The sequence below is a fragment of the Suttonella ornithocola genome (assembly GCF_001889065.1).
Taxonomy (GTDB): Bacteria; Pseudomonadota; Gammaproteobacteria; order Cardiobacteriales; family Cardiobacteriaceae; genus Suttonella_A; species Suttonella_A ornithocola.
Map to the genome: position 1 here is coordinate 1 of NZ_LWHB01000111.1, position 11,652 is coordinate 11,652.

Here is an 11,652-nt window from a genome sequence, read left to right on the forward strand (position 1 = left end):
TTTTTAATTCCAGCTATAGACGGTGAATTTGCTGATCTTGTAGCGCTTTGCAACAGCGCGCCAAGTTTCTCCATTAGCAATATCGTTAAGAATTTTTTGTCGGAATTGGCTGCAGTAGGTCATAGGATATGCTCAGTTTGTTTTTGATAATTCTACTATAAGTCGTTCTTTATATCTGCTTTGGATAGATTGGATTATAAGTGATTTGACTATATCGGCTTAAGAGAAAGATTAGAGGTTTTTTAGGGTCTTGCAAAGGTCTCAAGCTGGAAAAGAGATAGCTGACTTAGATGAAAGTGGTTTTAAATTATATGAGAGCAGAGGTTATGGTTATGCGCCAAGAGGCGAAGCTTGCTTAGGTCAGTACGACTGGTAACTCAAAAACCAAACCAATGCTATTGGTGCTGTGATGAACAACCCGTTATTTGCTGTTGGATTGTATGATGATAGCATCAACAGCGATGTCTTTTACAGCTGGGTAGAACAGATATGACTTCCTCAACTCCCTGCTGATAGTGTGATTGTCATGGACAATGCGGCTTTTCACAAACGTGAGGATATCAAAATACTGATAGAGGAGGCTGGGCATACTATCCTTTGGCTTCCATCTTATAGCCCTGATCTTAATCCCATTGAGCATACATGAGCATGGATAAAACAAAAGCGTAAAGAATGGCGACTGCATTGACCGCTTATTCTTCTATTTTATGTGGATATGTAACGCTTTTGATGGTCTTTGACTATATTTTTTTATTAGCGCGCTTGTTATTGATGGCGATAGAGTTTTCTACTTAATTTACTAAAGTAAAAGCATAGATATTGTTAATGATATCTATGCTTTTTTCTATTGAAATATCGGTTTTGTATGCAATTGTTTTTAGCGCTTGGTTAATTCTCTAATAATATGAAAGTGATCGTCATGAAATTGTTTTGCGTTTAGTTTATCAAGCGGTAACCAAAAAGCTTTTGCTGCATCATCTCTACCTTTAACAGTAGGGCGTAAGACATCGTCTGGTAGATGGAAATAGAAAACGTGCGTAATAATTCTACCGCGTTCACTTCGCCCCGGTTGTTCGTAGATTTTTTCTTTGCGTAAAAAATTTTTCCAAAGGGTTTCATTTAAGGAAATCCCTGTTTCTTCTTGTAGTTCTCTTAGGCAACTATGAAAAAGTGTTTCATTTTCCTCTAAAAATCCGCCGGGCATAGCGTATAGTCCTTTTCCCGGTGCTTTTGCACGTTCTACTAATAAAACAGCGTTTTGATGGATCAGTAGAGCATCTGTTGTGGTGAAAATGGGTGGATAAGGCGCAGTAGACCACGCTTTTTTTTCTGTATCAATTAAGCTTTGTTCTTCCTTCAGGTATTGATAATCTTCTGTTTCTCTAAATTTTTCTAAGAAGGTTAGTGTAGAGTTTGGTATTGGGAAGTTGGGGAAGGTTTCCTGATGAGATAATCGATAGTAGGCTCTTCTGATAGGGGTTGCGCTAATATTATCGAAGTTCTCAACAAATAGTGTCTGCCAACTTGGAAATAAATCTAAATAGTAAGAGCTGCTATCTTTTTTATGTCCAATTAGCGCAATATTGGTATATTGAGAGAGTTTATTTTGCGCTAAGGTCTGGTTGACAATTTGTTGGACGTTAAGCTGCCAAGTGGCATCATCATAGGGATAATCGTCAATCGTTGCACAATAGATACGTTTTTGTTCTTCTGGAGAAAAGGCGTTAAGTATAATGTTTTCTCGTTCTGTAAAGGTAAAAGGATTTTTTAAGTTTCTTGGTGTGTTTGATGAGCCACATAATATCAATATATATTGCGCTTGCGCTAATGCTTTTTTGACAACAGCTAAATGTCCATTATGAAAAGGTTGGAAGCGTCCAATAAAGATAGCAATATCAAATTTATTCGTCATATTCTATGCTTTCAAAAAATTGATCTCTAGGCGTTCTGATTTTATTGACAGTATTTGGGACAAGTGTCGGTGATTCTGGTTCTGTATATTCATCATCACTGAAGAAAATATCAGTACTGTTAATAGCAGCAGAAATTTCGCTTTCTTCTATTGGTGCTGCAGGTTTATGTTCAATTTCAGGTAAATCTAACATGTCTAATTGACGAATGTCTTCTGGAATTTTAGCAGAATGCAAGATTTCTGAGAGGCTCAAGCCCACCAATGAAGTATGGCTAGAAGTTTCCTCTTGTTCGGGCGGTAAGTCAGAAATTTGCTTAAGATGTTGTTGATATGCTTCATTGAGTACGTGATTAAGTTTTTCTTGCGTAATAGGTCGTACCAATGCAGCAAATATTTCTTCTTGTGCTTCTAGATGTTTAATTTGTTCAGCATCTTGCGATTGTGTCACAATCATAGTCACAAGTTCGGGATGAAGTTCTTTTAAGGCAAGTACAACAGGATAAATATCTTGATTGTGGTAATGAACATCGCAAATCATTACTCCAATATCTTTTGCTGCCAAAATATCCATTGTCGAGTTGAGGTCTTTACCCCAAAAGATTTGGTAGTTATTACCAAATACACGGTGGAAACGATTAAAGATTGTTTCACTTTCGTACAATAGAATAATATTTCGGGTAGTATTTTCAATGTTCATTCTTTATTCCCGCAAGTTTATAAGAAATTAGAAAGGGATATCATCATCGTTAAAGGTATCAAGGTCAGGATCTGGGCCGTAGTTTTGCTGTTGCGGCTGAACAGGATTGGTCAGCATATTATTATTTGTGCGATTCGATGAATAGGTGTTGTTTGCTTGGGAGTAGGTATTATTGGGTTGAGAATTTCCCATACCTTGATAAGTATTTTGTGGATAATTTTGAGACTCATCCCATTGGCTAGTTCCGCCTGAGCGAGAATCAAGCATTTGCATTTGGTCAACAATGATTTCTGTGGTGTATCGATCTTGTCCAGTATTGTCTTGCCATTTACGCGTTTGTAGCTTACCTTCAATATAGAGCTTACTGCCTTTTTTAACGTATTGCTGGATGATGCCGGCTAATGCTCGGTAAGCAACGCAGCGGTGCCACTCTGTTCTTTCACGATCTTCGCCAGTATTGCGATCTTTCCAAGTTTCACTAGTTGCTAGTGAAAAATTTGCCACCATATCGCCATTTTGAAAGGTACGACAGTCAGGGTCTGCGCCTAAATTACCGATGAGAATGACTTTATTGACACCTCTTGAAGCCATAAGATTCCTTTTGATAAATTTAAATTATGAATGATATATAAGTGTATCTTGTTTCCCTAACCAAAGTAAAATCATTGCACTTAATGCACATAGGATAAGGAGCGTAATAAATACCCACCAAGCAGAGCCAAGCTGTAAGAGCGCTCCACAAACAGCAGCGCCAATAAAGCTTCCAAAAAATTGGCAGGTGGAAAAAATTCCCATGGCTTTACCACGACTTTGTGGGTCTGCAAATTGACTGACCCAATGAGGTAATCCTGTTTCTAGCCGATAAAATCCAATAAAGAAAATGGTAATGCCGATGCTTGTTATCCATAAACCAGTAGGAAGGGTTAGGATGGCATAAGCAAAGGCCATAATCAGAAAGCTTATGCCAAAATTAAGTGGATGGGGCGTTGCTTTATAGCGCATAAAGCCCATGGCAATAATATTGGCAGGTAAATATATCCACCAAAATTGATCGCTAGCTAATCCTGTATTCAGCATCATACCGGGCAAGGTAGTAAATGCGCCGGTAAAGGTTGCATGTAGCATAAATACGGCAAAACATGCCTGATAGAGTTTGCGTCTTTCATATTGCTCACCTCGTGCTTGCACATTATCAAGAGGAGGTAAAAAAACAGCAGAAAGAATAGCAATAGCGACAAGTGCAGCAATGACCCAAAAGAGACCTGAAACACTTCCCGTCCAGTCGGTAATCAGAGGACCCAAAATTAGAGCAAATACAAAAGCCATACCGATAGAACCGCCAATAATTGCCATCACGGTTCCTCGTTTTTGAGGAGGAGAGATATCGGTTGCATACGCTAAAGCAACGGATGAAATCGCTCCCATTCCTTGTATGGCGCGCCCGATAATCATCGTGGTAATAGAGGTTGCGATTGCAGCAATAATGGTCCCAATCAGAAAGAGCAGCAGACCGAGCAATAAGATTTTTTTTCTTCCAAATTTATCAGATAGCCAGCCAAAAGGTAGTTGAAGAAGTCCTTGGGTAAAACCATAAGCGCCTAAGGCAATCCCAGCGAGAAAAGCGTTTGCGCCAATGAGTCCTTGAGCATATAAGCTAAAGACAGGAAAGACCATAAACATTCCCAACATTCGTGAAACATAAACACCCGTTAAGATGCCTACGCCACTTTTCCAATTTGCGTTAGCCACGTATCCCCCAAAATGCTAAAGAGAGAATTTTACCACTCTCACTCAGATAAAAGAAAATTGCGATTTATTCTAAAAGCTTGATAAGCTATAGAGTACTTGTCGGGGTGCGTACATATTTTATAGATACGCTGAGAGAATACTCGTTGAACCTGTACGGATTATGCCGTCGAAGGGAACAAGCCAATCGCGTTTGCCTCTCTTTGTCGGAAAGGAGAACACGATGATTAAAACGGCTCTAACCATTGCTGGCTCAGATTCTGGTGGTGGCGCTGATATTCAAGCAGATCTTAAAACATTTTCTGCTTTGGGCGTTTACGGGATGAGCGTTATTACTGCCATCACTGCTCAAAATACATGCAAGGTAAATCGTATTGATGGCTTATCTTTAGCAGTGATTCGCGCACAAATTGAAACAATTTTTGATGATATTGTCCCAAGCACGATTAAGATAGGGGTGTTAGGAACTACCGAGGTTATTCAAACTGTTGCCGATACTTTAGCGCAATATCCAAATGTCGTAATCGTTTTAGATTCCGTGATGGTTGCCAAAAATGGTGATGCTTTTTTGATAAAAGAAGCGGTGGATGCCTTAAAGACGTATTTTATTCTTATGGTAATGATCATCGCTCCTAATTTACCAGAGGCAGCTGTTCTACTTGATATTGAGACGCCGATAAATGCGAATGAGAAAATTGCAAAAGCTTTGCTGAATTTAGGGAGTCAGGCGGTTTTATTAAAAGATGGGCATAGTCAAAATGCAATGCTTCATGATTTGCTGATGACTCAAAATGGCTTAAAACCTTTTAAACATACTCGCCACCAAACGGCTAATACACATGGAACTGGATGCACGTTATCAGCAGCTATTGCCGCTAATTTAACAAAAGGTCAAATTTTAGAAGTGGCTGTTGAAAAAGCGATTGATTATCTTGTGAATGCGATTGCGCAAGTAGATAGTTTAGGTATTGGTCATGGATATGGTCCCGTTCACCATTTTCATCAATGGTGGTCAGCGTGACGGCACTTTATATCCATGATTTATCCGTTTCGTATGGAAATCGTAAAATTATTGAACATTTAAGTCATACGTTTGCGGCTGGGCAATGGCATGTCTTATTAGGGCGTAGTGGTGTTGGAAAAAGTACTTTGTTGCATGCGATTGCTGGTTTATTGCCTACAGACGCCACCATGAGTGGACGAATTTTTTTAGATAATCATGCGCCTATCAAGCAGCAATTGGCTTTGATGGCGCAAAAAAATGATATTTTGCCATGGTTGAATGTGATTGATAATGTTACTTTGGCTGATCGTTTACATCGTCAGTCCCCTAGTCGTGAATATGCTTATGCTTTATTAGAAGCTTGTGGTATTGAAAAACTAGCAAAATCTCAGCCACATACGCTTTCAGGTGGACAAAGACAACGTGTGGCGCTGGCAAGAACTTTAATGCAAAAACGACCTATCATATTGATGGACGAACCTTTTTCTGCACTAGATGCGATTACGCGATATCAATTACAAAATTTGTCAGCGGAACTTCTGGCAGACAAAACTGTCATTATGATTACTCATGATCCGGCAGAAGCATTAAGGTTAGCAGATACTTTACATATTTTGGGAAATAATCAACTTCAACCTGTAACCTTGCCAAATTCTTCTCCTCCTCGACCAATGGACGTTCAGGGCTTAGCAAAAGCACAAGAACATCTTTTGCATTTATTAGAATCTTCAACATCCTATGTGTAAAAAAATTATTCAGACAATGATTACAACGGTTGGGCTGCTTTTACTTTGGCAGGTGTTTATTAGTGTGACGCATACGCCGCCTTATTTATTACCTAGTCCATTAGCCGTTTTTCAAAAAATGTTTTCTAATGGAAGTGAGCTGATGAAAAATACAGCTATTACCGCATGGGAAATATTTTTAAGTTTATTGATAGGAATTATTTTAGGAATAGCAACCGCTTTACTTTTACATAGTAATCGACATATCCGGCAATGGTTGCACCCTGTGATTTTAGCCTCTCAAGCCGTACCAGTTTATGCACTTGGACCAATACTGATGCTATGGTTTGGCTATGGGTTAACGCCAAAAATTATTATCGCCGTCATTATTATTTTTTTTCCAATTACCACAGCGGCGTATGACGGACTTCGTCATACGCCGCCGCATTATATTGCTTTAGCCGAAACCATGAATGCATCTCGCTTGTCTATTTTATGGCATATTCGGTTGCCGGCTGCTTTACCGACTTTTGCGAGTGGAATTCGTACGGCTGCAGTGATTGCGCCTATTGCGACTATTATTGGGGAATATATTGGCGGAAGTCAGGGATTAGGTTACCTCATGCAGTATGGAATCAATCGTAGTCAAACAGATTTGGCGTTTGCTGCCGTTTTAGTGATTACGGCTTTTACCTTATTGCTTTATGCCCTTATTGATACTTTCCTTAATCGACTTGTTTATTGGAGATAATGATGAAAAAACTATTGATACTTAGCGCTATCTGGATGAGTAGTGCACAAGGTGCTGACAAATTGAATTTAATGTTGGATTGGTTTATCAATCCTAACCATGCAGCCATTATTGTGGCAAAACAGAAAGGATATTTTAAAAAGTATGATTTAGATGTGGATATTGAAGAGCCGTCAGATCCTTCAATACCACCTAAAATGGTGTCAGCAGATAAAGTAGATTTAGCGGTAAGTTACCAACCACAACTATATTTACAACATGCAGAAAAATTACCTGTTAGCCGAGTAGGAACACTAATTAGTACCCCATTAAATACCCTGATTGTAAAAGCGGATAGTTCAATTAAAACCATTGCTGACTTAAAAGATAAGCGTATAGGTTATAGCGTAGCCGGTATTGATGAAGCAATGCTAAAACCGGTACTGGCAACAGGTGGATTAACTTTAGATGATGTAAAATTGGTGAATGTGAATTTTAGTCTCTCTCCAGCGGTAATGAGTGGACAAGTGGACGCTGTTATTGGTGGATATAGAAACTTTGAGCTTTATGAGATGAAAAGTCATGGAAAGCCGGGTCGTGCTTTTTATTTAGAAGAACATGGTATTCCTGCGTATGATGAACTCATTTTGATTGCAAACAATAATAAGCGTAATGACCCACGCTATCGCCGATTTAATGAAGCTTTAGAAGATGCAACACAATATATTTTGAATCATCCAGAGGATGCTTGGAAAAGCTATATTAGCTATAAAAAAGATTTAAATGATGATACTAATCGGAGTACTTGGACGGAAACACTTCCTAGACTAGCCTTACGTCCGGCTGCACTCGATACTAATCGTTATCGCCGTTATGGAGAGTTTATGCAATCCATCGGATTGCTAAATGATGTTCCTAACATTTCTGAAATTGCGATTGAGCCATAATAAAAAAGACCTCTAATATTTTATAGAGGTCTTTTTTATTCTAGAGAAAATGATTATCTTAAATGATATTTATCTAATAAACGTTGGTAAGTACCATTATCTTTTTGTTTTTTAAGACCATTATTGATGTGTTTTGTTAGCATTTTTCCTTTATCATCATTACGAGCCATGATATGTAAACTCATTGTTTGCTGATACTCTTTTCCAATAGGAATTTGTATATAATCATATTGAGGATAATTTCTTTGGTAAGTATCCAATGTCGCTTGAGTATTAAATAGTAAGTCAGCCTCTTTAGTAAATAAAGATTTAAACCCTAAAAATGGAAGAGCCGTTTCTGTTTTGTGTAAGTTGGGATAAGTTTTTATTACTTCGTCTAGAATTTTTTCTACTGGAGAACCTCTTGAAGTCGCAACATAAATGGGCTTATCGGTATTAAAATCTTTTACTTTTTCTGCATTATCTTTTAATGCAATAAACTCAAGTTTCTCAATATAAATAGGATCACTCATTGAGTAATTTTCATTCCGTTCTTTAGAATAGTAAGCATGTCCCAATTGCATCAATTTCTCCATTTGATAGCTCTTGAAATACTTTTGGAAAAGTAGCCGAGGTAATTTGAATATCAATCCCTTCTGATTTTCCAATTTCTTTTAAGAGTTCGTATTCAAACCCAGTAAATTCTTCATTTTTATCAATATAGTTAAAAGGCAGTGCCTTAGGGTAGGTAGATATTGTGTATGTTTCAGCTTGGACACTAAAAGAAAAAATAAGCATTAGTAATAGAAGTTTTTTCATTTTTTTCCTTTGTTTTTATTATTTGTCAATGTGTTAAAAACTATCTTATAAGAAGTTATATAGTGTATATGAATTACTGAAATAAGTGAATAATGATTTTTACTTTCATATTGATGTTAAAAAATTAAATTTAATATTCAAAATGATAATTTGCTAATTCATTATGTTTTTCAGATCATAGCTTGATGGCGAATAGTACGAATGGTTGGCGCTATTTCTTGTGCGGTGAGTCCCGAAAGTGAATATCCATCACCAAGCCATTGTGCCGCAGCACCGTGTAATCAAGCGGCTGCTGATATAGCAATTGCATTTATATTTTTCCAGTTCTCTGCAAGGTTAAGCATGATTTCTGGATATTGAGGAATGATTGGCATGGGTAAACTTGATTGTGCAAATAGTGCGTAACTTTTACCACATCCGGCTAAAAGTGCAGCTGAAGCAGCAAGAATAACAGCGCCACTCATGCCTTCTGCACCTCCTATAATGGCAGTTGTACCATAGCTGCCTTTATGTGTATCTGCCAGGTGCTGCCATATTTGTTATACCAAGCTCGCAACGTTTTACTACTACAACCGATTTTGGCTGCAATGATCTCAATAGCCGTCTATCTTGACAGGCAATCGCCTTTAACTTCGATCAGTAGGCAAACGGTTCTTCCTCTCATTTTCGGGGGGTATCTTTTACGACTTATAGCCTTATTCTCTCAGATTGATGATTCTCCGATTATCCCGAGTTGGTTCAAAATTAAAGATTCTAGTTTTCTGTGTAGGGAATGTCTATAATCATTACCTCTCTGTCAAATGGAGTAAGATAGTGACTGCAAAAACCTATTATGAAACGCTTGGTGTTGCTAAGGATGCAGATGCGGCAACCATTAAAAAGGCTTATCACAAATTGATTCGAAAATATCATCCTGATATTAGTAAAGAGCCGGATGCTGCGCAAAAAACATCGGAAATTAACGCTGCTTATGATGTATTAAAGGATAAAGATAAACGTGCAGAATATGATGCAATGCTTGCTAATCCTTTTGGTCAGGCAGGACAAGGAAATCCATTTAGTGGCTTTGGACAGGGGCAAGGCGGAACGCATTTTTATTATGAAGATGCTGGTGGGCAACCTTTTGGGCAAGGGGATTTTCATTTTGAAGATTTATTCTCAGCTTTTTCAGGTGCACGTGGTGGTACGCATCGTCAGCAGCGTAGTACAGCACCGATTAAGGGAGAAGATCAGCATGCAGAGTTAACGATTGATTTAAAGGCTGCTTATGAAGGTGCATCTAGGACGCTAAAATTAGGTGTGCCTAGCATTGATGAGCATGGGCAATTAAGACAGCAAGAAAAAACGCTAAATGTCAAAATTCCGAAAGGTATCAGCGAGGGGCAGCAAATTCGTTTAGCCGGTCAAGGTATGGCGGGAATCAATGGCGGTGAAAATGGCGATTTATATTTGGCAATTCGTTTTAGAGAGCAAGATAATGTTCATGTGAAGAATCGTGTTGATGTTTATCAAACGATGAATATTTATCCTTGGCAGGCTGCGTTAGGAGGAAAGACAACTTTCCATACCGTTGCTGGCGGTTTGCAAGTGAATTTACCAGAAAATATTCAAAGTGGTCGCACCATTCGATTAAAAGGTAAGGGGATTCCAGCGAAAACACCAGGAGATTTATATCTTACATTTAATATTATTGTGCCAAAAATGGAAAATGAGGCCGATAAAGCTTTGTGGCAGAAAGTTGCTGAGCATTTTTCAAGTAAAGGTTAATGTAAAGGAGAGGTCATCATGAATACGGATATTTCTCTTAGCTTTGAAGAGTTATTGTGCAATTGTGATAATGATCGCCAATGGTTGTTATCTTTGATTGAAGAAGAAATTATTTTAGTGGACGGTCAGCCAGAAACAGCGACTTTTAGTGGGTTGCAATTAGCAAGAATTCGCAAAGCTCGTCGAATCAGCCGAGATTTTGAAGCTGGCGTACCTGCATTGGCGTTAATTATGCGGTTGTTAGATGAAGTAGATGAGCTACGTAAATTTCATCCAACGGTGCATATTATTAGTGAGCAATAATTATACGAGTTAATCGTTATTCCGAAAAAAACTGGCAGCCAAAATACTGCCAGTTTTTAAGTATAAAGAATGTTAGTAAGAGGAATTATTGTCTGTCTTGCTCTTGTTGTTGCTCCAATAGCGCTTGTTGTTCTTCGCGCATTTCTGCCCATTCTTCTTCTTGTGCTAATACAGAGCCTTCAGGGGCTTCAGAAGTTTCTCCAACTTCCCAAGGAGAGTTATCAGCAAATTCTTCGATATGAATAGTACTTAAAGAATAATCAGACTGGTAATAGAGGTCATATTTAGCCGCTCGAATGGTGGAAAGCATCATCATGCATAAAATGATAATCAATGGCGCACCTGCAAAGATAGAGGCTGTTTGTAAGGTTGATAATCCACCTAAGAACATTAATACAGCAGGCAGGAAGCATAAAGCAAATGCCCAAAATAGACGATTCCAGCGATGTGGTTCATCATTAACTTCATGTTGGACGACTGACGCTAAGATATAGGAAATACTATCAAAAGTGGTTGCCGTAAAGATGACTGCTAAAAAGGTGAAAACGGCAATAACAATTTTGCCCATTGGTAAAGTATTTAGAATAGAGAAGATTGCTGCTGTTGCACCTTGTTCATTAAGAATACCAACGATATCTTTGATACCACTAATTTGTAGATACAATCCATAGTTGCCTAAAATGATGAAGAATACGGCACAACCTAATGAACCAAAGAAAATAGAACCGATGGTCATTTGGCGAATGGTGCGTCCTTTGGAAATACGCGCAATGAAAAGCCCTACTGTAGGGGCAAAAACAAGCCACCATGCCCAATAGAAAATGGTCCAATCTTGTGCAAATGTACTTCCAGAAAAGCCGAGTTCTGTATGTTCACGGAAAGGATTGATGGTTGTCATCATGGTAATCATATGACTAAGCGAACGACCCGCAGCTTCTAATCCAGTATCTAAGATAAAAACGGTTGGACCTGCAATTAAAACAAATGCCAATAAAGACTAACGCTAAATAGAAATTCAGATTAG

At 38.3% G+C, this 11,652-nt stretch carries 17 protein-coding genes, 1 pseudogene and 1 riboswitch; of the genes and pseudogenes, 9 read left to right on the plus strand and 9 right to left on the minus strand.

What is annotated here, in order from left to right; all coding sequences use genetic code 11:
- Positions 1-3 precede the first annotated feature (3 nt).
- Positions 4-123 carry a helix-turn-helix domain-containing protein gene (locus A5N85_RS15160; protein ID WP_143143232.1) on the minus strand — a complete coding sequence of 40 codons (120 nt, stop codon included), beginning with the start codon at positions 121-123 and terminating at the stop codon, positions 4-6.
- A gap of 127 nt (positions 124-250) precedes the next feature.
- Here A5N85_RS15160 and A5N85_RS16590 point away from each other — a divergent pair, with 127 nt between their 5' ends.
- The 3 genes from A5N85_RS16590 (at position 251) to A5N85_RS17005 (ending at position 795) form a co-directional block, all read left to right on the plus strand.
- Positions 251-376, plus strand: a complete 126-nt coding sequence (locus A5N85_RS16590; RefSeq protein ID WP_218564802.1) for a transposase — start codon at positions 251-253, stop codon at positions 374-376.
- A gap of 141 nt (positions 377-517) precedes the next feature.
- Positions 518-646 carry a transposase gene (locus A5N85_RS17660; protein ID WP_084601770.1) on the plus strand — a complete coding sequence of 43 codons (129 nt, stop codon included), beginning with the start codon at positions 518-520 and terminating at the stop codon, positions 644-646.
- A 26-nt stretch (positions 647-672) separates the two neighbouring features.
- On the plus strand, positions 673-795 hold the full coding sequence (locus A5N85_RS17005) for a hypothetical protein (protein WP_281268156.1): 123 nt from the start codon (positions 673-675) through the stop codon (positions 793-795).
- An 82-nt stretch (positions 796-877) separates the two neighbouring features.
- On the opposite strand, the gene A5N85_RS08705 is transcribed toward A5N85_RS17005, so the two are convergent.
- The 4 genes from A5N85_RS08705 to A5N85_RS08720 are packed head-to-tail and all read right to left on the minus strand — an operon-like array spanning position 878 to position 4,358.
- Complete coding sequence (locus A5N85_RS08705) at positions 878-1,912, minus strand: bifunctional nicotinamide-nucleotide adenylyltransferase/Nudix hydroxylase (RefSeq protein ID WP_072576874.1); 1,035 nt, start codon at positions 1,910-1,912, stop codon at positions 878-880.
- Complete coding sequence (locus A5N85_RS08710) at positions 1,902-2,609, minus strand: hypothetical protein (protein WP_072576875.1); 708 nt, start codon at positions 2,607-2,609, stop codon at positions 1,902-1,904. Before A5N85_RS08710 ends, A5N85_RS08705 begins: the two co-directional genes overlap by 11 nt.
- A gap of 27 nt (positions 2,610-2,636) precedes the next feature.
- Complete coding sequence (ssb, locus tag A5N85_RS08715; protein WP_072576876.1) at positions 2,637-3,200, minus strand: single-stranded DNA-binding protein; 564 nt, start codon at positions 3,198-3,200, stop codon at positions 2,637-2,639.
- 24 nt (positions 3,201-3,224) lie between these two features.
- Positions 3,225-4,358: an MFS transporter gene (locus A5N85_RS08720; RefSeq protein ID WP_072576877.1), complete on the minus strand. Its 1,134-nt coding sequence runs from the start codon at positions 4,356-4,358 to the stop codon at positions 3,225-3,227.
- 90 nt (positions 4,359-4,448) lie between these two features.
- Positions 4,449-4,550, plus strand: a riboswitch (TPP riboswitch).
- A gap of 28 nt (positions 4,551-4,578) precedes the next feature.
- Between A5N85_RS08720 and thiD the strand changes: the two genes are divergently transcribed.
- The 4 genes from thiD to A5N85_RS08740 are packed head-to-tail and all read left to right on the plus strand — an operon-like array spanning position 4,579 to position 7,760.
- Positions 4,579-5,376, plus strand: a complete 798-nt coding sequence (thiD, locus tag A5N85_RS08725) for a bifunctional hydroxymethylpyrimidine kinase/phosphomethylpyrimidine kinase (protein ID WP_072576878.1) — start codon at positions 4,579-4,581, stop codon at positions 5,374-5,376.
- The gene (locus tag A5N85_RS08730) at positions 5,373-6,104 is read left to right on the plus strand and encodes an ABC transporter ATP-binding protein (RefSeq protein WP_245935991.1); all 732 of its coding nucleotides are present in this window, start codon (positions 5,373-5,375) and stop codon (positions 6,102-6,104) included. Before thiD ends, A5N85_RS08730 begins: the two co-directional genes overlap by 4 nt.
- Positions 6,097-6,834 carry an ABC transporter permease gene (locus A5N85_RS08735; RefSeq protein WP_072576880.1) on the plus strand — a complete coding sequence of 246 codons (738 nt, stop codon included), beginning with the start codon at positions 6,097-6,099 and terminating at the stop codon, positions 6,832-6,834. Before A5N85_RS08730 ends, A5N85_RS08735 begins: the two co-directional genes overlap by 8 nt.
- Before the next feature lie 2 nt (positions 6,835-6,836).
- Positions 6,837-7,760 carry an ABC transporter substrate-binding protein gene (locus A5N85_RS08740; RefSeq protein ID WP_072576881.1) on the plus strand — a complete coding sequence of 308 codons (924 nt, stop codon included), beginning with the start codon at positions 6,837-6,839 and terminating at the stop codon, positions 7,758-7,760.
- Between the two features lie 53 nt (positions 7,761-7,813).
- Here A5N85_RS08740 and A5N85_RS08745 read toward each other — a convergent pair whose 3' ends face one another.
- The 3 genes from A5N85_RS08745 to A5N85_RS08755 all read right to left on the minus strand — a co-directional run bounded on the left by A5N85_RS08745 (position 7,814) and on the right by A5N85_RS08755 (position 9,022).
- Positions 7,814-8,323, minus strand: a complete 510-nt coding sequence (locus A5N85_RS08745; RefSeq protein WP_072576882.1) for a substrate-binding periplasmic protein — start codon at positions 8,321-8,323, stop codon at positions 7,814-7,816.
- Positions 8,295-8,558, minus strand: a complete 264-nt coding sequence (locus tag A5N85_RS08750) for a transporter substrate-binding domain-containing protein (RefSeq protein WP_072576883.1) — start codon at positions 8,556-8,558, stop codon at positions 8,295-8,297. The genes A5N85_RS08745 and A5N85_RS08750 overlap by 29 nt, the downstream gene beginning before the upstream one ends.
- 281 nt (positions 8,559-8,839) lie before the next feature.
- Complete coding sequence (locus A5N85_RS08755; protein ID WP_072576884.1) at positions 8,840-9,022, minus strand: hypothetical protein; 183 nt, start codon at positions 9,020-9,022, stop codon at positions 8,840-8,842.
- A gap of 349 nt (positions 9,023-9,371) precedes the next feature.
- Here A5N85_RS08755 and A5N85_RS08760 point away from each other — a divergent pair, with 349 nt between their 5' ends.
- Both A5N85_RS08760 and A5N85_RS08765 read left to right on the plus strand, forming a co-directional pair.
- Positions 9,372-10,325, plus strand: a complete 954-nt coding sequence (locus A5N85_RS08760) for a DnaJ C-terminal domain-containing protein (protein WP_072576885.1) — start codon at positions 9,372-9,374, stop codon at positions 10,323-10,325.
- An 18-nt stretch (positions 10,326-10,343) separates the two neighbouring features.
- A complete protein-coding gene (locus A5N85_RS08765) occupies positions 10,344-10,628 on the plus strand; it encodes a chaperone modulator CbpM (RefSeq protein ID WP_072576886.1) in 285 nt (94 codons plus the stop codon).
- 85 nt (positions 10,629-10,713) lie between these two features.
- Here the strand turns inward: A5N85_RS08765 and A5N85_RS08770 are convergent.
- Positions 10,714-11,652, minus strand: a pseudogene (locus A5N85_RS08770) (BCCT family transporter); the annotation flags it as partial.